The sequence below is a fragment of the Leifsonia sp. AK011 genome, assembly GCF_013410945.1.
Classification (GTDB): Bacteria; Actinomycetota; Actinomycetes; order Actinomycetales; family Microbacteriaceae; genus Rhodoglobus.
On the sequence record NZ_JACCCH010000001.1, the window covers coordinates 1,228,273 to 1,247,547 of the forward strand.

The 19,275-nt window shown below is 67.5% G+C and carries 21 protein-coding genes and 1 tRNA gene; 16 read left to right on the plus strand and 6 right to left on the minus strand.

The genetic code is table 11. The features are described 5' to 3' along the window. Positions 1 to 23 precede the first annotated feature (23 nt). Both HDC94_RS06025 and HDC94_RS06030 read left to right on the plus strand, forming a co-directional pair. A complete protein-coding gene (locus HDC94_RS06025) occupies positions 24 to 350 on the plus strand; it encodes a helix-turn-helix transcriptional regulator (protein WP_179495829.1) in 327 nt (108 codons plus the stop codon). After that, positions 350 to 1,264 (plus strand): cation diffusion facilitator family transporter, encoded by a 915-nt coding sequence (locus HDC94_RS06030; RefSeq protein WP_179495831.1) that lies wholly within the window; start codon positions 350 to 352, stop codon positions 1,262 to 1,264. The genes HDC94_RS06025 and HDC94_RS06030 overlap by 1 nt, the downstream gene beginning before the upstream one ends. A gap of 79 nt (positions 1,265 to 1,343) precedes the next feature. Here HDC94_RS06030 and HDC94_RS14780 read toward each other — a convergent pair whose 3' ends face one another. Further along, entirely contained in the window at positions 1,344 to 2,588 is a 1,245-nt protein-coding gene (locus tag HDC94_RS14780; RefSeq protein ID WP_218870474.1) for a cytochrome P450, read from the minus strand. Between the two features lie 17 nt (positions 2,589 to 2,605). On the opposite strand from HDC94_RS14780, the gene HDC94_RS06040 reads away from it, so the two are divergent. After that, positions 2,606 to 3,235: a TMEM175 family protein gene (locus HDC94_RS06040; RefSeq protein ID WP_179495833.1), complete on the plus strand. Its 630-nt coding sequence runs from the start codon at positions 2,606 to 2,608 to the stop codon at positions 3,233 to 3,235. Between the two features lie 8 nt (positions 3,236 to 3,243). On the opposite strand, the gene HDC94_RS06045 is transcribed toward HDC94_RS06040, so the two are convergent. Continuing rightward, on the minus strand, positions 3,244 to 3,750 hold the full coding sequence (locus HDC94_RS06045; protein ID WP_179495835.1) for a MarR family winged helix-turn-helix transcriptional regulator: 507 nt from the start codon (positions 3,748 to 3,750) through the stop codon (positions 3,244 to 3,246). 48 nt (positions 3,751 to 3,798) lie between these two features. Between HDC94_RS06045 and HDC94_RS06050 the strand changes: the two genes are divergently transcribed. The 7 genes from HDC94_RS06050 (at position 3,799) to HDC94_RS06080 (ending at position 9,185) form a co-directional block, all read left to right on the plus strand. Beyond that, positions 3,799 to 3,870, plus strand: a tRNA-Gln gene (locus HDC94_RS06050). A gap of 50 nt (positions 3,871 to 3,920) precedes the next feature. Then, positions 3,921 to 4,328: a DUF1622 domain-containing protein gene (locus HDC94_RS06055; protein WP_179495837.1), complete on the plus strand. Its 408-nt coding sequence runs from the start codon at positions 3,921 to 3,923 to the stop codon at positions 4,326 to 4,328. A 4-nt stretch (positions 4,329 to 4,332) separates the two neighbouring features. Further along, complete coding sequence (glmU, locus tag HDC94_RS06060; protein WP_179495839.1) at positions 4,333 to 5,757, plus strand: bifunctional UDP-N-acetylglucosamine diphosphorylase/glucosamine-1-phosphate N-acetyltransferase GlmU; 1,425 nt, start codon at positions 4,333 to 4,335, stop codon at positions 5,755 to 5,757. A gap of 40 nt (positions 5,758 to 5,797) precedes the next feature. Beyond that, complete coding sequence (locus tag HDC94_RS06065) at positions 5,798 to 6,067, plus strand: type II toxin-antitoxin system Phd/YefM family antitoxin (RefSeq protein WP_179495841.1); 270 nt, start codon at positions 5,798 to 5,800, stop codon at positions 6,065 to 6,067. Continuing rightward, entirely contained in the window at positions 6,064 to 6,444 is a 381-nt protein-coding gene (locus tag HDC94_RS06070; RefSeq protein ID WP_179495842.1) for a PIN domain-containing protein, read from the plus strand. The genes HDC94_RS06065 and HDC94_RS06070 overlap by 4 nt, the downstream gene beginning before the upstream one ends. A gap of 57 nt (positions 6,445 to 6,501) precedes the next feature. Next, positions 6,502 to 7,479, plus strand: a complete 978-nt coding sequence (locus HDC94_RS06075; protein WP_179495843.1) for a ribose-phosphate diphosphokinase — start codon at positions 6,502 to 6,504, stop codon at positions 7,477 to 7,479. Then, positions 7,476 to 9,185 carry a long-chain-fatty-acid--CoA ligase gene (locus tag HDC94_RS06080; protein ID WP_179495844.1) on the plus strand — a complete coding sequence of 570 codons (1,710 nt, stop codon included), beginning with the start codon at positions 7,476 to 7,478 and terminating at the stop codon, positions 9,183 to 9,185. Before HDC94_RS06075 ends, HDC94_RS06080 begins: the two co-directional genes overlap by 4 nt. A gap of 12 nt (positions 9,186 to 9,197) precedes the next feature. Here HDC94_RS06080 and HDC94_RS06085 read toward each other — a convergent pair whose 3' ends face one another. After that, positions 9,198 to 9,560, minus strand: coding sequence for a hypothetical protein (locus tag HDC94_RS06085; RefSeq protein ID WP_179495845.1), 363 nt, complete (start codon positions 9,558 to 9,560; stop codon positions 9,198 to 9,200). 69 nt (positions 9,561 to 9,629) lie between these two features. Here HDC94_RS06085 and HDC94_RS06090 point away from each other — a divergent pair, with 69 nt between their 5' ends. After that, on the plus strand, positions 9,630 to 10,886 hold the full coding sequence (locus HDC94_RS06090; RefSeq protein ID WP_218870476.1) for a low temperature requirement protein A: 1,257 nt from the start codon (positions 9,630 to 9,632) through the stop codon (positions 10,884 to 10,886). On the opposite strand, the gene HDC94_RS06095 is transcribed toward HDC94_RS06090, so the two are convergent. Further along, positions 10,883 to 11,944, minus strand: coding sequence for a hypothetical protein (locus HDC94_RS06095; protein ID WP_179495846.1), 1,062 nt, complete (start codon positions 11,942 to 11,944; stop codon positions 10,883 to 10,885). The two genes, HDC94_RS06090 and HDC94_RS06095, sit on opposite strands and share 4 nt — an antisense overlap. 144 nt (positions 11,945 to 12,088) lie before the next feature. After that, positions 12,089 to 13,537: an NADP-dependent phosphogluconate dehydrogenase gene (gene gndA / locus HDC94_RS06100; RefSeq protein WP_374757264.1), complete on the minus strand. Its 1,449-nt coding sequence runs from the start codon at positions 13,535 to 13,537 to the stop codon at positions 12,089 to 12,091. Positions 13,538 to 13,656: 119 nt separating this feature from the next. On the opposite strand from gndA, the gene HDC94_RS06105 reads away from it, so the two are divergent. The 5 genes from HDC94_RS06105 to HDC94_RS06125 all read left to right on the plus strand — a co-directional run bounded on the left by HDC94_RS06105 (position 13,657) and on the right by HDC94_RS06125 (position 18,540). Further along, positions 13,657 to 14,583 carry an NAD(P)-dependent oxidoreductase gene (locus HDC94_RS06105; protein WP_179495847.1) on the plus strand — a complete coding sequence of 309 codons (927 nt, stop codon included), beginning with the start codon at positions 13,657 to 13,659 and terminating at the stop codon, positions 14,581 to 14,583. Positions 14,584 to 14,717: 134 nt separating this feature from the next. Further along, a complete protein-coding gene (locus HDC94_RS06110; protein WP_218870478.1) occupies positions 14,718 to 15,254 on the plus strand; it encodes a gluconokinase in 537 nt (178 codons plus the stop codon). 19 nt (positions 15,255 to 15,273) lie between these two features. Then, positions 15,274 to 16,692 carry a GntP family permease gene (locus HDC94_RS06115; RefSeq protein ID WP_179495848.1) on the plus strand — a complete coding sequence of 473 codons (1,419 nt, stop codon included), beginning with the start codon at positions 15,274 to 15,276 and terminating at the stop codon, positions 16,690 to 16,692. Continuing rightward, positions 16,689 to 17,462: a glucose 1-dehydrogenase gene (locus HDC94_RS06120; RefSeq protein WP_179495849.1), complete on the plus strand. Its 774-nt coding sequence runs from the start codon at positions 16,689 to 16,691 to the stop codon at positions 17,460 to 17,462. Before HDC94_RS06115 ends, HDC94_RS06120 begins: the two co-directional genes overlap by 4 nt. A gap of 34 nt (positions 17,463 to 17,496) precedes the next feature. Further along, complete coding sequence (locus tag HDC94_RS06125) at positions 17,497 to 18,540, plus strand: L-idonate 5-dehydrogenase (RefSeq protein ID WP_179495850.1); 1,044 nt, start codon at positions 17,497 to 17,499, stop codon at positions 18,538 to 18,540. Here the strand turns inward: HDC94_RS06125 and HDC94_RS06130 are convergent. Next, positions 18,537 to 19,256 carry a FadR/GntR family transcriptional regulator gene (locus HDC94_RS06130; protein WP_179495852.1) on the minus strand — a complete coding sequence of 240 codons (720 nt, stop codon included), beginning with the start codon at positions 19,254 to 19,256 and terminating at the stop codon, positions 18,537 to 18,539. The two genes, HDC94_RS06125 and HDC94_RS06130, sit on opposite strands and share 4 nt — an antisense overlap. Positions 19,257 to 19,275: the final 19 nt, after the last annotated feature.

The following is a 19,275-nucleotide window of genomic DNA, read 5'->3' on the forward strand; positions in this document are numbered from 1 at the left end:
AGCGAACGCTGTACTGTCGAGGTATGTTGACGGTTGCTTCGAAGCTTGAGGTCATGCACCGGCTCGGTCGTGCCATGGCGGACCCGACGCGGTCACGCATCCTGTTGCGTCTCCTCGAGGCACCGAGCTACCCGGCCGCGCTTGCCGCCGAACTGGATCTGACCCGCCAGAACGTCTCCAATCACCTCGCCTGCCTCCGCGACTGCGGCATCGTCGTGGTCGAGCCGGAGGGTCGGCAGTCCCGCTACGAGATCTCCGATCCGCTCATCGCGCACGCGCTCAGCGACCTGCTGCAGGTCGTGCTCCAGGTGGATGACGCGGCCGCCACCCACGACCCGGAGTGCTGCTGATGAGTCACGACCACGATCACGGCGCCGCGTCCTCCGGGCGTGGTCGCCTCGCGATCGCGTTCGGCATCACCGCGGTCGTGCTCATCGCCGAGCTCATCGGTGCCGCGATCACGGGTAGCCTCGCGCTCCTCGTCGATGCTGCCCACATGCTGACGGATGCCGGTGGCCTCGCGATCGCGCTTGCCGCTGCATCCCTCGCCTCCCGCCCCGCCACCGCACGACGCACGTGGGGATGGGACCGCGCCGAGGTGCTCGGCGCAACGGCCCAGGCTGCCATCCTGCTGGCGGTCGGTGTCTTTGTGCTCATCGAGGCGGTGCGACGTTTCTTCGAGCCGCCCGAGATCGTCGGTGGCGAGCTCGTCATCTTCGGTGTGATCGGCCTGCTCGGCAATGTCGCCGCGATCATCGTGCTCGCCTCGGGGCGCACCGCCAACATGAACATGCGCGCGGCGTTCCTCGAGGTGCTGAACGACGCGCTCGGCTCGGTCGCCGTCATCGTCGCGGCCATTGTTATCGCGGTCACGGGTTTCCAGCTCGCGGACGCGATCGCGGCCGTCCTGATCGGACTGCTCATCATCCCGCGCGCGGTCATCCTCCTGCGGGACACCACGAACGTGCTGCTCGAGTCCACCCCGAGGGGGCTCGACCTCGACGCCGTGCGCACCCACCTGCTCGAGGTTCCGCACGTGCAGTCGGTGCACGACCTGCACGTGAGCCAGATCGCGACGGGACTACCCGTGCTCACCGCGCACGTCGTCGTCGACGACACGTGCTTCTACGACGGACATGCCCCCCGCATGCTCGACCAGCTGCAGGGATGCGTCGCGAAGCACTTCGACGTGCAGATCGAGCACTCCACGTTCCAACTGGAGCTCGCCGCGCACGCCGAGCACGAGCATCCCACCCACGACTAACCCCCGCGAAAAGCCACTTGTCGGGGCTCTTCCGACGCAACACCCTCAGTAAGTGCTTTCTCGCGGGGGTTGGGGCGCCTCAGGCCTTCTGCACGACGAGCGACGCGTACGCCGGGATGAGCACTTTGCGACCGTAGCGGCGCGACACGATGCGGAACGGTCGGCCATCGCCGACGAGCATCCCGAGGACCGCGTCGAGCTCGGCCCGCGCGAGAGGCCCACCGAGGCACAGGTGCCGCCCGGCCCCGAACCACAGCTGCCGGTTCTGCGGGATGTACGGCCGGTCGACCCGGTACTCACCCGCGAGGTTGTTGGCAGTCCACGTGAGCACCATGATGCGCTCGCCCGCCCGCAGCGTGCGCCCGCCGATCTCCAGGTCGGCGAGCACCGAGCGCCCGATGAGTGGGGCGGGGGATGTCACGCGCAGCGCCTCGCGCACGGCGTTCTCCCGCAGCTTGGGGTTCTCGATGAGCCGGTGCTGCTCGCCGGAGTCGTACAGGAGCGCAGCCATCCTCGCCATCGCGGAGGCCGCCGTCTCCGTGCCCGCCACCATGAGCAGCGTCGACAGGCCCTTCGTCTCGGTGATCGAGAGCCCGAGGTCACGGCAGCGCCCGATGATGGTGTCGCCCGAGGCGGTCGCGAAGACGGCGTCGATGTGTCCGGTCAGTCGCTCCACGATCGCCCGGGCCGTCGCGATCTTCTCGGGCGGCAGCACCGTGTCGGCGGTCGTGCCGAGGGCGATGGATGCCAGCTCCTCGCCGGTCTCGAAGATCTCCCGGTACGCGGCATCCCCTCGACTGGCCTCCACCGGCAACCCGAGCAGGGTGACGACCATCTGGCCCACGAGGATGCGGCTGAGGTCGGCGAGGTCGATGGGCTCGCCCGCTTCGAAGGCCGTTCTCGCGGAGTCGAGTCGACCACCCCAGGCGTGCTCGACGAAGGTCGCGCTCGTGCGCTCGGTGAACAGCTCGCGACTGCGGGTGCGGAGGTCGTAGTGGCCTGGGCCGTCGAAGAGGTCGTAGACCCAGTCGCCGAGGATCTGGGCCCAGAGATGGCCTACGCCGCCCTCGCTCAGGAGGGTGAAGTGGTCGGGGTCGTTGAGTACCGCGCGGGCGGTGAGCGGGTCGGAGGTTATCCAGCCGAGACCTGGCACCTTCATAATCGGGCGGGCGAGCATCCCGAGCCAGTTGAGGTACGGGAGCGCGGGGCGAGCTGCGCTGAGCAGCCGGTGCTCGTGAGCCCTCGCACTGCGGCCGAGGCCGTCGAGGAGCGGATTGAGCGTTCGCTCGCGGGTGGGTGCTGTCAGGTCCTCGGCTACGGGCACGTGGCTAATCTAGCTACATGTCCGACGTCCGCTCACGATATCGCCGCATCTTCGATGACGGCTCAGACACCGAGCGCATGGTGTTCTTCAGCGATGCCGTCTTCGCCATCGCCATGACGCTCCTCGTGATCGACCTTGCTGTGCCGGAGGACCGGGACGGTACCGCAGGAGAGGTTCTCCTCGGTCTCTGGCCGAACTTCCTCGCGTACGCGTTGTCGTTCACGATCATCGCCATCAACTGGGTGGCCCACTACCGCCGCTACCGGGTCATCAAGACCCACGATCCCGTGCTGTTGCTGCTCAACCTCGTGCTGCTGTTTTTCGTCGCGCTGCTGCCGTTCCCGACGAGCCTCCTCAGCTCCTACAGCGGCCAGGCTCCTGCGGTCGCGCTCTACGCGTTCGTGGTCGGCCTCCTGAGCGCCCTGCAGTGGGCGACCTGGCAGTACGCGTACTCGAAGGGGATGGTCGACAAGGCCGTCGACGAGGGGCTGTTCCGCTGGGTGCGTCTCAACCAGCTGACCGTCCCGCTCGTGTTCTGGGCCTCGATACCCATCGCGCTCCTGTGGGACGGCGGCATCGCCATGTGGTTCTGGTTCGCGCTCTTCCCCGTGAACTTCATCACGGGCCGCATGAGTCGCCGCTACTAGCGGTCGCCCTAGTCGTCCGCTGCAGCGTCGAAGTCGATGCTGAGCTTGCGCAGCAGCGCACTCAGGCGTTCCTGGTCGGTCGCGCTCAGGCGCTCGAGCAGTTCGGCCTCCGCTGTGAGCAGCGTGCTGATCGCGGCATCCACCCGTTCGCGGCCCTCGGCGGTCATCATGACGAGGATGCCGCGGCCGTCGTTCGGGTCGGTGCGGCGCTCCACGAGCCCGCGGCTCACGAGCCGGTCGATGCGGTTGGTCATGGTTCCACTCGAGACGAGCGTCTGTTGGAGGAGCGCCTTGGGGCTCAACTGGTAGGGGCTACCAGCCCGTCTGAGGGCGGAGAGCACGTCGAACTCCCACGTCTCGAGGTCGGATGCGCCGAAGGCTGCTCGGCGGGCGCGCTCGAGATGACGCGCGAGGCGTCTGACGCGGCTGAGCACCTGCAGGGGCGAGAAGTCCAGATCGCTGCGCTCACGCGACCACGCCTCGACGATCCGATCTACTTCGTCGCTGGTGGGCATCCGTCCAGTATCGCGGCTCTGGCAGACTTAGGGGGCGCAATCGCGCGGTCCGCCTTGGTGTAATGGCAGCACGACAGCCTTTGGAGCTGTTAGGTCTAGGTTCGAATCCTGGAGGCGGAGCGAGCTCCAGCCACCACAGGGTGAGGGTTTTCGCGGGGGAAGGGCACACGATGGAGACGTTCTTCGAAACCGTCACGCACGTCTTCGAGATCGCTGGTGTCGTGGCGATGGTCGTGGGTTTCGTGGTGGCCTTCGTGCTCGGCATCCGCACCTGGTCGCGATCACACGATGGCCACGCCGCCTTCACCACCCTGCGCGACTCGATCGGGCTGTCGATCCTGCTCGGGCTCGAGATCCTCGTCGCCGCCGATCTCGTCCGCACCGTGACATCCACCCCGAGCCTCACGGATGCCGTGATCCTCGGCATCATCGTGCTCATCCGCACGATCCTGAGCTTCTCGCTGCAGATCGAGATCGAGGGGGTGGCGCCGTGGAAGCGGGCCCTCCTGAGCGCCCCCCAGCAGATTGCTGCGCGGGCCGGAGTGCGGAGCGTGCGCGCACCGAAGAAGGAAGAATAGCCACATGACCGACCAGAATCTCGCCGTCGTCGTTCTCGCCGCGGGCCAGGGCACGCGTATGAAGTCGAGCAGGCCGAAGGTGCTGCACTCGCTCGCCGGCAGGAGCCTTATCGGACACGTGCTCGCGACTGCCGGCCAGCTCGCCCCGAGCCACGTCATCGCGGTCGTGCGGCACGAGCGCGACACCGTCGTGGCGACGATCGCCGAACTCATGCCGAGCGCCATCATCGTCGACCAGGACGAGATCCCCGGCACCGGCCGCGCCGTCGAGGTGGCGATCGCTGCGCTGCCCGAGGACTTCGACGGCGACGTCGTCGTCGTCTCGGGGGACGTTCCCCTGCTCGATGCGGAGACGCTCGGCGCGCTCCTCGCCCAGCACCGCACCGCCGCGGCGGCAGCGACGCTCCTGAGCGCGATCATGGAGGATGCCACGGGCTACGGCCGTCTCGTGCGTGGCGCGTCCGGCGAGCTCGACCGCATCGTGGAGCAGTCCGACGCGACCCCCGAGGAACTCGCGATCACCGAGATCAACTCGGGCACCTACGTCTTCCGCGTCTCGCCCCTCCGCCAGCAGCTCGCGCTCGTGGGGGCCTCGAACGCCCAGGGCGAGAAGTACCTCACCGACGTGATCGGGCTGCTCCGGGCATCCGGTGCCGAGGTCTCGGCCATGCCGGTGGCCGAGGGCTGGATGGTCTCCGGTGTCAACGACCGCGTACAGCTGGCCGAAGCCGGCCGACGCATGAACCAGCTCATCGTGCAGCGCTGGCAGCGCGAGGGCGTGACCATTCAGGATCCGACGACGACCTGGATCGACGCGGATGTCACGCTCGCCCCCGACGTCGAGATCCTCCCCGGCACGCAGCTCAAGGGCGCGACCCTCGTGCAGACGGGCGCCACGATCGGACCCGACACGACCCTTGTGGACACCGAGGTCGGGCCAGGCGCCACCGTGAAGCGTACGGATGCCACGCTCGCCGTGATCGGCGAGAACGCGAGTGTCGGCCCCTTCGCCTACCTCCGTCCCGGAACGTACCTCGGTGCGGACGGCAAGATCGGCACGTTTGTCGAGACGAAGAACTCGAGGATCGGCGCGGGCAGCAAGGTTCCGCACCTGAGCTACATCGGCGACACGACGGTGGGGGAGCAGTCCAACATCGGGGCCGGAACGATCACCGCCAACTACGACGGGGTCAACAAGTCGTCCACCGTGGTGGGCTCGCACGTGCGCAGCGGTTCGCACAACGTATTCGTCGCCCCCGTCACCATCGGCGACGGTGCCTACACGGGCGCCGGCACGGTCGTGCGCAAGGATGTCCCGGCTGGCGCGCTCGCCATCACCGCGGCATCCCAGCGCAACATGCCCGGCTGGGTTGCGGCCAACCGCCCCGGCACGGCGGCCGCGAAAGCGGCGGAGGAAGCGGGCGAGTAGAACTGTAGCTCTTGTGCTACATCTGCCGTAGGCTCGTCCCATGAACAGCGTCGGACTGCGTGAACTCAAGCAGAACCCGAGCGAGGTGGTTGCTCGCGCGGAGCGCGGAGAGACCATCACGATCACGGTTCAGGGACGCCCTGCTGCTCGCTTGGTTCCCTACGAGATGCCCAGGCGGCGCTGGGTCCCCGCGGAGGAACTCGCGAGTGCGCTCGCAGAGATTCCTGTCGACACGACAGGGTGGGCGGCGGAGGCACGCGCCATCCGCGACAATGATCCGCTCGTCGACCCGTGGGAACGCGAGTCGTGATCCTTCTCGACACGAGCGTGCTGATCGACCCGCCCGAGCGCTGGCCGGGCGCAGTCCTCGGCTCCAGTTCGTTGTGTCTCGCCGAGCTGGAGTTCGGCATCCAGATGGCACGGTCAGCCGCCATCCGTGCGGAGCGCACCCGGCGGCTTACGGTCTACCGGTCCCGGTTCGAGTGGATCCCGTTCGAGGAGTCGGATGCCGCGAGCTTCGGCATCGTGGCTGAGAGAGTGGCACGTACCCGCCCCGCCCATGCCAGGAGTACCGACATCCTGCTCGCAGCCCAAGCTCTCACCCTCGGCGTCCCCCTCCTCACCCGTAACGTGAAGGACTTCGAACTCGTCGATGACCTCGTCGAGATTCTCGACGGAAACGCATGACGCCAGCACCGTAGAATTACCCCCGATAGACGCCGTCGTGGGCAGGAAGCAGGCATAGTGTCCGAGATCAAGATCTCCGGTGAAAAACGACTGGTGATCGTCACCGGGCGGGCTCACCCCCAGCTGGCCATCGACATCGCGGAGGAGCTCGGTTCCGACCTCGTCCACACGGATGCCCGTACCTTCGCCAACGGCGAGATCTACGCCCGCTACGACGAGAGCGTCCGTGGCTGCGACGCGTTCGTCATCCAGTCGCACACGAGCCCCATCAACGAGTGGCTCATGGAGCAGCTCATCATGGTGGACGCGCTCAAGCGGGCATCCGCCAAGCGCATCACGGTCGTGAGCCCGTTCTACCCCTACGCGCGACAGGACAAGAAGGGCCGCGGTCGCGAGCCCATCAGCGCCCGTCTCGTCGCCGACCTGTACAGGGCCGCCGGTGCCGATCGCATCATGAGTGTCGACCTGCACGCCGCGCAGATCCAGGGCTTCTTCGACGGCCCCGTCGACCACCTGTTCGCGATGCCCGTCCTGCTTGAGCACTTCCAGAAGCAGCTCGACCCCTCGACCCTCACGGTCGTGAGCCCCGACATGGGCCGCGTGCGCGTCGCCGACATCTGGAGCGACAAGCTCGGCGCCCCGCTCGCGATCATCCACAAGCGCCGCGACCCGCTGGTGCCCAACCAGGTCACCGTGCACGAGATCGTCGGTGAAGTCGAGGGGCGCGTTTGCCTCCTCGTCGATGACCTCATCGACACGGGCCGCACCATCGTCAAGGCAGCCGAGGCGCTCAAGGCGGCTGGCGCCACCAACGTGGTCGTCGCGGCGACCCACGCGGTGTTCTCCCCGCCCGCGGTCGAGATCCTGCAGAGCGAGGCGATCGACTCGGTTGTCGTCACCGACACCCTCCCCATTCCGGAGGAGAAGCGCTGGGATCGCCTCACCATCCTGCCGATCGCGCCGCTGATCGCCCGGGCCATCCACGAGGTCTTCGATGACGGATCGGTGACCTCCATGTTCGATGGAGCCGCATGACGGACTACTCGCCCCCGCGTCCCTGGATCACGTCCTACGCCGAGGGGGTGCCGGCGGAGATCGAGACGCCGGACGGGTCGTTGTACGACCTGGTCGCGGCATCCGCCAGCGAGTTCCCGACCAACGTCGCGCTCGAGTTCTTCGGGCGCACCGCGACGTACACCGAGATGCTCGAGCAGATCGACCGTGCGGCCGAGGGGCTGCGGCTGCTCGGCGTCCAGAAGGGTGACCCCGTCGCCCTGGTGCTGCCGAACTGTCCGCAGCACATCGTCGCCTTCTACGCGATCCTGCGCCTCGGCGCGATCGTCGTCGAGCACAACCCGCTCTACACCCCGCGCGAACTGCGCCACCAGTTCGAGGACCACGGTGCCCGCGTCGTCATCTCCTGGGACAAGGTCGTCGAGACGATCCAGGAGTTCCCGGCGGATGTCGCGGTCGAGACGATCATCTCGGTAGACCTCACACGTGCCATGCCCTTCACCACCCGTGCACTGCTTCGGCTGCCGATCGCGAAGGCCCGCGAGTCCCGCGCCGCCCTCACGACGAGCGTTCGCGGCACGATCCCGTGGGAGGAGATGCTGAAGTCCCCGCCGATCGAGAGCCGTATCATCCGCCCGGTCTCCGAGGATGTCGCGCTCATCCAGTACACGTCGGGCACGACCGGCGTTCCGAAGGGTGCCACGCTCACCCACGCGAACCTGCTCGTGAACGCCGCCCAGGCGCGCTCGTGGGTTCCCGGCGTCACGCGCGGCAAGGCCGTCGTCTATGCCGTGCTGCCGATGTTCCACGCGTACGGCCTCACCCTCTGCCTCACCTTCGCGATGAGCATGGGCTCGCGCCTCGTGCTCTTCCCGCGGTTCGACCCGGACCTCGTGCTGCCCGTCATCAAGAAGCATCCGCCGACATTCCTTCCCGCGGTGCCGCCGATCTACGAGCGCCTCACGAAGGCCGCGGACGAGAAGGGCGTCTCCCTCAAGGGCATCACGATTGCGATCTCGGGAGCTATGCCGCTCTCCGCCGCGGTCGTCGACCCCTGGGAGGCCCGCACGGGCGGCTATCTCGTCGAGGGATACGGCCTCTCGGAGACGAGCCCGGTCCTCATGGCGAACCCGGTCGGACCGACCCGCCGTGCGGGGACCGTCGGACTGCCTCTTCCGAGCACCGAGTTGCGCGTCGTCGATCCCGAGAACCCGACCGTGGACCGCGCTCCCGGTGAAGAGGGCGAGCTCGTCGTCCGTGGTCCTCAGGTGTTCAGCGGCTACTGGAAGAAGCCCGAGGAGACCGCGGCGGTGTTCGTCGCGGACCCCCACGGTGGTGCACCCTGGTTCCGCACGGGCGACATCGTGACGATCGACCCCGACGGCTTCGTCTCGATCGTCGACCGCATCAAGGAGCTCATCATCACGGGCGGGTTCAACGTGGCCCCGAGCGAGGTCGAGGAGGTCCTGCGTCGCCACCCGAGCGTGGCCGATGTCGCGGTCGTGGGTCTTCCCAGTGAGCACTCCGGCGAGGACGTGGTTGCGGCCGTCGTGCTCGCGCCCGGCGCCGAACTCGATGAGGCTGGCATCCGCGAACTGGCCCGCGAGCACCTGACGCCCTACAAGGTGCCGCGTCGTGTGATCGCCGTGGACGAGCTTCCCAAGTCACTCATCGGCAAGGTGCTGCGCAAGAAGGTCCGCGACTCGCTCACGGCCGCCACGCAGTAGCGCCGGTCGCGCTCAGGTCGATTCGATCGGCCCCGACGGCAGCGTCACCGCACCCGGGATGAGACCGAGGTGCGCGAGCACCACCTCGGTGCCGTCGAAGTTGCGCGCGTAGCAGTTCCACCCGATCCCGGGGTCCATCCTGACCTCGAACCTGGCGTCCGAGGCGATCGCCTCGGGGGCGTAGTAGGCGGCGTAGATGGCGCACGCCCGGATCGCCGTGCGGTTGGCGGTACCGAGGGTGATGAGGATGCCCGGCAGCACGAGCGCCACCAGCCCGAGCACCACCGTCACGCGCATGATCAGCCGAAGCCGCGGTCCGCGGAGAGGACGCTCGTGGGGTTCGTAACCGGCCAGCTCCGGCTCGTCGTCTTCCACGGGGACATTGTCTCACCGCCACCGGGGAGGATGCCCGGAGCCGATGCCGTCCGGTGGCAGTATGGGCGCATGAACGGCACCCCCACGCCCACCGCACCTCGTTCCTTTCGGCTGCGACGCATGGTCGGTCGCGATCCTCACGAGCCGCACCGGGCTGCGACGCCCCTCGAGCTGCTCTTCGATCTGACGTTCGTCGTCGCCTTCGGGTTTGCCTCCGACCAGTTGGCGCACCTCATCGCCGTGGGTCACGTCGGAGAGGGTGTGCTCGGATTCACCTTCGCGATGTTCGCGGTGTGCTGGGCGTGGATCAACTTCACCTGGTTCGCCTCGGCGTTCGACACCGACGACTGGTTCTATCGGGTGACCACGATGGTCCAGATGGTGGGTGTCATCGTGCTCGCGCTGGGGCTCGCTCCGCTTTTCCACTCCCTCGAGGAGGGTGCGCACGTCGACAACCGGGTGGTCGTTGCGGGCTACGTAGTCATGCGCGTCGCCCTCGTGGCGCAGTGGCTGCGTGCCGCCAAGCAGGATCCCGCGCGGCGACGTGTCGCCCTGACCTACGCGCTGTGGGTGAGTCTCGCCCAGGTGGGGTGGATCGTCGTGGCCATCCTGGATCTCCCCACCGGTCTGACGCTTGTCTTCTCCGTGCTGCTCTTCGTCGTGGAGTTCACAGGGCCGGTGTTGGCCGAGCGCAAGGATGGCGGCACCCCGTGGCATCCGCACCACATCGCCGAGCGGTACGGCCTCCTCGCGATCATCGCGCTGGGTGAGGTCATCCTCGGCACGGTGACATCGGTCTCCGCGCTCGTGGAGCGCCAGGAGTGGAGCACCGAGGCGATTCTCGTGGTGGTGGCAGGCGTGGGCCTGGCCCTGGGCATCTGGTGGGTGTACTTCATGCTGCCAGCCGGCGCACTCCTCGCGCGCCATCGCGAGCGGTCGTTCGTCTGGGGGTACGCCCACATCGTGATCTTCGCCGCGATCACGGCTATGGGGGCCGGACTGCACGTCGCCGCCTACGTGATCGAGGGTGAGTCGGAGATCGGCGTGCTCGGTGTTGTGCTCTCCGTTGCGATACCCGTGGCATTGTTCACGGTCGGGGCACTTCTGATCTACGCGTACCTGTTCCGTGAGAACGACCCGTTCCACGTCATGCTGTTCGTCGGAACCCTCGTCGTGCTCGCTCTGGCTACTGCGCTCGCAGCGTTCGGCGCGTCGATCGGAGTCTGCCTCGTGGTGCTCACCCTGGCGCCGGCAGTGCCCGTGGTCGGGTTTGAGACCCTGGGTAACCGGCGCCAGGCTGATGCCCTGGAGCGTGCTCTGCGCTAGGCGACGATTCCGTCCACCTTCAGCGGAAGGGTGATGGAGTCATTGCTTGAATCGGTTCCCCCCGGCTCCACGTATGGCATGACATCGATCACGACGGGCGACGAGTTGCCGTTGCTTCCGGTGAACGTGAAAACTCCGTCGCCCGTGTGCATACCGGCATCCAGCGCCGTGTCGTAGGTGAAGATCCAGTAGTAGCCGCCCTCGACCTCGAGAGTCCACCCCGTGTTGCCCGCGGCGAGCGCCGGGTTCGACATGCCCGACTTGATGGGAACGATGACCCGGATGGGGCCAGTGCCCGCGCGGGTCGAGAGGTTCTCCACCGAGAACGTGACCTGGGCGGTGCCGCCGCTCTGGAGGGGGATCTCGGCAGTCTCGGGAGAGATGACTCCCTCGATCCCGTAGTCGAACGCGCCGTTGGCGATGACGTCGAGGGTTACGGTGTTGTTCGCCGTGTTCGAGTCGCCGCCGGAGCCGGTGACGATGGAGACGGGGTAGCTGAAGGATTCCGGTCCTTCGGTGTCGGCTGTCGTGAGTGTGAAGCTGAAGGACGCGACGGTCGACGTCGCACCCTTCGGAAGCGCCCCGGAGAAGGTGAAGTAGTAGAACGCGGCATCGGAATCGTCGACCGTCCAGTCGGTGCCGGTGAAGTAGGTCGGACCACCAAAACCCTCGAGCTTCGGGATGCTCACCACCACAGGAGGCGTGCCAGCAAGGGCGCCCACGTTGGTGATCGTGAACTCGGTGACGACGGCGTCGCCGGAGTCGATCGAGTCCGGCGAGACGAGCTCGGCCGAGAGGCTGTAGTCGATGCATGCAGTTGCCGCAGAGGCCGGTGCAACGGGGCCAGCGGCCGCAAGTCCACCTCCCGCGGCGAGAAGAACGACGAGACCGAGCGCAGCGCCACCACGACGCAGACCGCCGCGCGAGAACGCGAAGACCACAGCACCGATGACGAGCGCGACAACGCCCACGGCGATGAGCGGGAGGAGGGGCTCAGAGCCCGTGTTCGCCAGCGCCACGCAGTCGGCGGCTGACGGAAGAGTCGGGAGGCTGGCCAAGGCGATTCTCGCTTTCATGCAGGAGGGATGCCACCGCGGCGGTGGTGAACCTCACACTAGCGGATTAATGTGCCACTGGCACAAGTCCACGCCAGCAAAAAAGGGGGAGACACCGAAGCGCCTCCCCCTTTCGTTGCATCTGGGTCAGTGCGAGGAGCCCTCCGACTCGATTTCGCTGCGGTCGCCGCTCCACAGGGTGTGGAAGGTGCCGTCCTTGTCGACGCGCTTGTAGGTGTGCGCACCGAAGAAGTCGCGCTGGCCCTGCACGAGGGCAGCGGGCAGGCGGTCGGCGCGGAGACCGTCGTAGTAGGCGAGCGAGCTCGAGAACGCGGGGGTCGGGATGCCGGCGTGCGCTGCATCCGCGACGACGTTGCGCCACGCGGTCTGGGCCTGGGCCATGACGTCCACGAAGAATGGGGCGGTCACGAGGGCGACCAGGCCAGGGTTCTCCTCGTACGCCTCGGTGATGCGGTTGAGGAAGCGGGCACGGATGATGCAGCCACCGCGCCAGATCTTCGCGATCTCGCCCTTCTTGATGTCCCAGCCGTACTGCTCGGCGCCGGCGACGATCGCGTCGAAGCCCTGCGAGTAGGCGATGACCTTCGAGGCGTAGAGCGCGAGACGCACACCCTCGATGAAGGCGTCAGCGTCGGCGGGCTTCCAGGCGTTCTCGTCCGGGCCGGGGAGAGCGGATGACGCGGCGCGCTGCGCGGGCTTCGACGAGAGCGAGCGGGCGAACACGGCCTCGGCGATACCCGAGACGGGGATGCCGAGGTCGAGGGCGGTCTGCACCGTCCAGACGCCCGTGCCCTTGCTGCCGGCCTGGTCGAGGATGATGTCCACGAGGGGCTTGCCGGTCTCGGCGTCGACCTGCTTGAGCACCTCGGCGGTGATCTCGATGAGGTAGCTCTCGAGCTCGCCCTTGTTCCACTCGGCGAAGATCTCGGCGATCTCGGCAGGCGTCTTGCCGGTGCCGCGACGGATGAGGTCGTAGGCCTCGGCGATGAGCTGCATGTCGGCGTACTCGATGCCGTTGTGGATCATCTTGACGAAGTGTCCAGCACCGTCGTGGCCGACGTGGGTGACACAGGGCTCGCCCTCGGCAACGGCAGCGATCGACTTGAGGATCGGTCCGAGCGTCTGCCACGCCTCATCCGACCCACCGGGCATGATCGACGGGCCGAGCAGGGCACCCTCCTCGCCACCGGAGATGCCGGCACCGACGAAGTTGATGCCGGTCTCGCGAACGGCCTTCTCGCGACGGATCGTGTCGGTGAAGAGTGCGTTTCCACCGTCGACGATGATGTCGCCCGGCTCGAAGACGGAGACGAGCTCGTCGATCACGGCGTCCGTGCCGCGGCCTGCCTGGACCATGATGAGGGCCGTGCGCGGCTTGGCGAGCGAGTCCGCGAACTCCTGGATGGTCTTGGAGGCCACGAAGTTCGCCTCGGGGTGCTCCTCGAGGAGGGTCTCGGTGCGAGCGTACGTGCGGTTGTACACGGCGACCGTGTTGCCCTCACGGCTCGCGAGGTTGCGGGCGAGGTTGCTGCCCATCACCGCGAGGCCGACGACGCCGATGTTTGCCTGTGCCACGTAAATCTCCTAGGGGTCTGATGTGACTGCTGCTGGGTTCATTCGTCGCACCTGTGCGACTGCAGGAAAAGGCGCGGAACGCCAAGGGAAACCCGCATACAGGCTAGTACGTTGGACGGATGTCGTTACCTTCCGTGGTCGTCGCCGTGCCCTCAGAAGCAATCCGCGAGAGGGTGGGAACGCTCCCAGGTGCCGAGGTCGTCGTGTGGGACATCGGGGATGCACCGTTCGACCGTCACATCGACCTGCTACTGGCGCGCTACTTCCTCCCTGCGCAGGCGCTCGCCGGGCTGTCCCCCGAAGCAGTCTCGGTGGTCCAGTCCCAGTCGCTCGGGTACGACGAGGTCGCCGACCACCTTCCGGCCGGAATCACGTTCTGCAACGCGGTGGGTGTGCACGAGGCATCCACGGCGGAGCTTGCCGTCGCCCTGACACTCGCCGCGCGACGTGGCTTCCCGGCGTTCCGCGATGCGCAGGTGAAGGGCGCCTGGGAACACACCAGGCAGCCGGGCCTGCAGCGCTCGAACGTCGTGCTCATCGGCGTGGGGGGAGTGGGCGCCGCCACGGCACGGCGCCTCGCGCCCTTCGACGTGTCCGTCGCACTCGTCGCACGCACCGCTCGCGAGTCCGAGCTCGGACGCGTGCACGGGATGGATGAACTCCCGGCACTTCTCCCCGAGGCGGACATCGTCATCATCGCGGTGCCGTTGACGGACGACACCAGGGGACTGGTCGGCGACGATCTGCTCCAGCACCTCAGGCCGGGGGCCCTCGTGGTCAACGTCTCGCGGGGGGCGGTCATCGATACCGGGGCACTCGTGCGGGCCGTCTCCGACCGTGGCATCCTCGCTGCCCTTGATGTGACAGACCCGGAACCGCTGCCGTCGGATCATCCCCTGTGGTCGCTCCCGGGCGTGCTCATCACACCCCATGTGGGTGGCGACACCGGTGCCATGGACCACCATGTCGACGTGCTCCTGCGGGCGCAGGTCGAGCGCCTGGCGCAGGGACTCCCACCGCTGCACGTCGTCATTCCCCGCGACTGACGGGCCCACTTCCACACGCTCCGGCATTTCGCAAGTGCTGGAGGCCACTTCGGCGCGCTGGTAAACTTGCGTTTAAGTCTGACTTATTGGGTTATTCTGGCAGTTGAGATCAGACGTAAAGAAGCGTCGACTGAATGGACACCGTGAAACCGACATACCCACCCCTCATCGTCATGGGCGTCTCCGGATCCGGAAAATCAACGATCGGGCAAGCGCTCGGCGTCGAACTCGGAATGCCCTTCATCGACGGAGACGACCTGCATCCCCGCGCGAACAAGGAGAAGATGGCCGCTGGCCACCCGCTCAACGACGAGGATCGCGCGCCGTGGCTCGAGATCATCGCCGACCGCGTCGGTGCTGAACTCGCCGACGGCGTATCGATCATCGTCGCCTGCTCCGCGCTCAAGCGCTCGTACCGGTCGCTCCTCATCGCGCACGCACCGAGCACCGTCTTCGTGCACCTCGCCGGGTCGCGCGAGGTGATCGCGGAACGCCAGGCGCACCGCCACCACGAGTACATGCCCAACAGCCTTCTCGACTCGCAGTTCGCGACCCTCGAACCTCTGGCCGATGACGAGCGCGGAATCGTCGTCGACCTCGCCCAGACTCCGGAACAGATGATCCGGTTCATCACCGAAACCCTCGACGAGAAGTTCGTCAAGGGTTCGTAACACCGACGTTAGGACAGCGATGAACGACCTCGTACTCAACTGGGAGCTGCCCACCTGGGCTCTCCTCACGATCGCGGCAGGCGCGATCGCACTCCTTCTCGTGCTGATCATCGGCGCGAGGATCCACGCATTCCTCGCGCTCATCGTGGTGAGCTTCGCCACGGCGATCGCCACGGGCATTCCGGCCGGACAGATCGTGCCCACGCTGACGACGGGCTTCGGTGGCACCCTCGCCACGGTCGCGCTCCTCGTTGGCCTTGGCGCGATGCTCGGGCGCATGCTCGAGACGAGCGGTGGGGCCCAAGTGCTCACGGATGCGCTGATCAAGCGATTCGGCGAGAAACGTGCACCGCTCGCCCTCGCGGTGGCCTCGCTCATGATGGGGTTCCCGATCTTCTTCGACGCGGGACTCGTCGTGATGCTGCCGATCATCTTCTCGGTGGCGCGCAAGCTCGGCGGCTCGCTCCTCTTCTACGCGTTCCCCTCCGCTGTGGCGTTCTCGGTCATGCACATCTTCGTTCCGCCGCACCCCGGTCCGGTCGCCGCGACGGGCCTGCTCGGGGCCGACGTCGGCCTCGTCCTGATCTTCGGTCTCCTCATCGCCATCCCGACCTGGTACATCGTCGGCTACAAGTTCGGCACCTGGACCGGCAAGCGTTTCGACATCGCGATTCCCGACATCCTGTTCGGCAAGGCCGACGACCCCAACGTCTCCGAGTTCAAGTCGACGCCGAGGCTGCGCACGATTGTCTTCCTGCTCGTGCTGCCGCTCGGCCTCATCTTCCTCAACACGGGGCTCAACGCCCTCGCGACAGCAGGCGTCGTCTCGCTCGAGAACGGTTTCGTCCAGGTGCTGCGTCTCCTCGGTGAGACTCCGATCGCGCTTCTCATCACCGTGTTCTTCGCGATGTGGCTGCTCGGCTGGAAGCCGCGCAAGCGCCCCTCGCTCGTCGAGACGATCGTGGACAGCGCGCTCGGCCCGGTGTGTTCCATCATCCTGATCACGGGTGCTGGTGGAATGTTCGGTGGCGTGCTTCGCGCCAGCGGTATCGGCGAGAGCCTCGCCGAGACGCTCGACGCGATCGGCCTTCCCCTGATCGTTGCGGGCTTCGTGATTGCGGCCATCGTGCGCGTGGCGCAGGGTTCGGCGACCGTCGCGCTGACGACGGCTGCTGCCCTCGTGCAGCCGGTCGTGCAGGCGGACACGAGCCTCAACCCCGTCGAGCTCGCCGCCATCGTGCTCGCGCTCGCGGCCGGATCGGTCTTCGCCGGGCACGTCAACGACTCCGGCTTCTGGCTCGTCAGCCGGTTCTTCGGCATGGACACCCAGACCACGCTGCGCACCTGGACGGTTGGCCAGGCGCTCATCGCCGTCATCGGATTCGTGCTGGCCCTCGCGATCTTCCTCATCGCAGGCCTGTTCCCGGCGGCACCGTGACCTCGACGCTGTTCGACCTCACCGGGCGTATCGCGCTCATCACCGGCTCGAGTCGGGGCATCGGTCGTGTCATCGCCACGGCCCTCGCCGACGCCGGCGCCACGGTCGTGCTCAACGGTCTCGATGAGGCACGGCTCGAAGCCACCCGCGCCGAGTTCGCCGCGACCTATGGCGACGACCGGGTGCACGCGCGCGCCTTCGACGTGACGGATGCCCCGGCGGTGGCCGAGGCGGTGGAGGAGCTCGAGCGTTCCGTCGGCCCCCTCCGCATCCTTGTCAACAACGCGGGCATCCAGCACCGGGAGCCGTTGCTCGACCTCTCGGTGGACGACTGGAACCGGGTCATGACGACCAACCTCACGAGCGCCTTCCTCGTTGGCCGCGAGGTCGCGCGGGCCATGCTTGCGCGAGGCGAGGGCAAGATCATCAACATCGCGTCGGTGCAGACCGATCTCGCCCGGCCGACGATCGCGCCCTACACGGCGTCGAAGGGCGGCATCCGCAACCTCACCAGGGCGATGACGGCGGAGTGGGCGGGCGGTGGCCTGCAGATCAACGCGATCGCGCCCGGCTACATCCACACGGAGATGACGCAAGCGCTCGTCGACGATGAGCAGTTCAACTCGTGGATCATCGGGCGCACACCAGCGCACCGCTGGGGCACACCACGTGACCTCGGCGGGCCCGCCGTGTGGCTCGCGTCCGATGCATCCGACTTCGTCACCGGCCAGGTCATCTTCATCGATGGCGGCATGACGGTCGTCGTCTAAGTCCGCAACACCTACAGAGAGTCGAGTGACAACCATGGCCATTCCCGCACGCACGCTCGCGGTTGTCGCGCACGCGAAGGACGACCTCCGGGTCGACTCGATCGCTGTACGCGGCCCGCAACCGGACGAGGCGATCGTGCAGATCGCGTACGGCGGCGTGTGCGGCTCCGACCTGCACTACTGGCAGCACGGCGCGGCGGGGGAGTCGATCCTCAAGGCACCCATGATCCTCGGCCATGAGGTCGTCGGCACGGTTGTACGGGCGGCAGCCGACGGTAGCGGCCCTGCCGTGGGAATCCGGGTTGCCGTGCATCCCGCGACCCCCGGCGGCACTGGCGCGCGGTACCCCGCGGACCGGCCGAACCTCTCGCCCGGCGTCACCTACCTCGGCAGCGCGGCCCGTGTGCCGCACACCGAGGGGGCCTTCGCCGAGTTCGCCGTGCTCCCCAGTCGGATGCTGCGTACCCTGCCCGACTCCCTGGCGCTGCGCGAGGCGGCCATCGTCGAGCCCGCGAGCGTCGCGTGGCACGCGGTGGAACGCGCGGGCGACGTCCGTGGCAGGAAGGTGCTCGTGATCGGCTCGGGGCCCATCGGTGCGCTCATCATCGCGGTTGCCAGCAGAGCCGGTGCCGCCGAGATCGTGGCCGTGGACATGCACGAGAAGCCGCTGGAGATCGCGACCGCGGTGGGCGCGACGAGCACCATCGTCGCCACCGATGTCGATGCGATCTCCGCCGCGGAGGCAGACATCGTGTTCGAGTCGTCAGGTAGCCCTCGCGGGTTGGCGTCCGCCGTTCGCGGCGCCGTGCGCGGAGGCCGGGTCGTCATGGTCGGCCTCTTGCCCTCCGGCGAACAGCCCGCGCTCATCTCGCTCGCGATCACGCGGGAACTGGAGCTCGTGGGATCCTTCCGGTTCAACGATGAGATCGACGAGGTCATCGGTGCGCTGGCCGACGGGAGCCTACGGGTGGAGCCCATCGTGACCCACGAGTTCGCGGCATCCGACGCACTCGAGGCGTTCGCGACCGCGCGTGACTCGTCGCTGAGCGGCAAGGTGCTCCTGCGCTTCGGCGACTAGCGCTCCAGGTACACGCGGGGCTCCTCGGCCCAGATCTTCTCGACCTCGCGAGCCGTGCGCGTCATGATGCGCTCCATCGCCGCCGCGGCATCTGCCGGTCGGCCACCCTGGATCGCGTCGGCGACGTCGACGTGCCACTGCAGTGCCTCCTCGTGGGGATGCTGCGGCATGAGCCCGAGCTCGGTGCGCCCCGTGAGTACCTCGGCGATGACACTGTCGAGTTTCGCGAACATCTCGTTGCCGCTCGCGGCCAGGACGAGGCTGTGGAACTGGATATCGAGCTGGAGGAAGAGCTCGAGGTTGCCCTCGCGGCCGACGGACCTCATGCGCGCGGCAAGGCCGAGAAGCTCCGCGGTGATGCTGTCGTTGGCGAAGCGCGCGGCGAGCTCGGCGGCGCGGGGTTCCACGGCGCTCCGCAGTTCGGTCAGTGATCGCAGCTGGGCGCCGTTCGGGTCCTGCGCCAGGCGCCAACGGATCACCAGGGGGTCGTAGAGGTTCCAGTGCGACATCGGGAGCACCCGGATGCCGACTCGCTTGACCGTCTCGACGAGACCGAGGTTCTGGAGTACCCGCACCGCCTCCCGAACCACCGAGCGGGAGACCCCGAACTGCTTCTCGGCGTGCTCGGCGTGCATGGTGTCGCCGGGGGCGAGGTCGCCGGAGACGATGAGTCGCCCCACCCCGTTCAACACACGCTCGTGAAGACTGCCCAGCACCCTATGAGCGTAGCTTCCG

Excerpts from the sequence above, each read along its gene's own strand:
- HDC94_RS06025 (WP_179495829.1), top strand. The coding sequence starts at position 24 with ATGTTGACGGTTGCTTCGAAGCTTGAGGTCATGCACCGGCTCGGTCGT.
- HDC94_RS06030 (WP_179495831.1), top strand. The coding sequence starts at position 350 with ATGAGTCACGACCACGATCACGGCGCCGCGTCCTCCGGGCGTGGTCGC.
- HDC94_RS06040 (WP_179495833.1), top strand. The coding sequence starts at position 2,606 with ATGTCCGACGTCCGCTCACGATATCGCCGCATCTTCGATGACGGCTCA.
- HDC94_RS06045 (WP_179495835.1), bottom strand. The coding sequence starts at position 3,750 with ATGCCCACCAGCGACGAAGTAGATCGGATCGTCGAGGCGTGGTCGCGT.
- HDC94_RS06055 (WP_179495837.1), top strand. The coding sequence starts at position 3,921 with ATGGAGACGTTCTTCGAAACCGTCACGCACGTCTTCGAGATCGCTGGT.
- glmU (WP_179495839.1), top strand. The coding sequence starts at position 4,333 with ATGACCGACCAGAATCTCGCCGTCGTCGTTCTCGCCGCGGGCCAGGGC.
- HDC94_RS06065 (WP_179495841.1), top strand. The coding sequence starts at position 5,798 with ATGAACAGCGTCGGACTGCGTGAACTCAAGCAGAACCCGAGCGAGGTG.
- HDC94_RS06080 (WP_179495844.1), top strand. The coding sequence starts at position 7,476 with ATGACGGACTACTCGCCCCCGCGTCCCTGGATCACGTCCTACGCCGAG.
- HDC94_RS06090 (WP_218870476.1), top strand. The coding sequence starts at position 9,630 with ATGAACGGCACCCCCACGCCCACCGCACCTCGTTCCTTTCGGCTGCGA.
- HDC94_RS06105 (WP_179495847.1), top strand. The coding sequence starts at position 13,657 with ATGTCGTTACCTTCCGTGGTCGTCGCCGTGCCCTCAGAAGCAATCCGC.
- HDC94_RS06110 (WP_218870478.1), top strand. The coding sequence starts at position 14,718 with ATGGACACCGTGAAACCGACATACCCACCCCTCATCGTCATGGGCGTC.
- HDC94_RS06115 (WP_179495848.1), top strand. The coding sequence starts at position 15,274 with ATGAACGACCTCGTACTCAACTGGGAGCTGCCCACCTGGGCTCTCCTC.
- HDC94_RS06125 (WP_179495850.1), top strand. The coding sequence starts at position 17,497 with ATGGCCATTCCCGCACGCACGCTCGCGGTTGTCGCGCACGCGAAGGAC.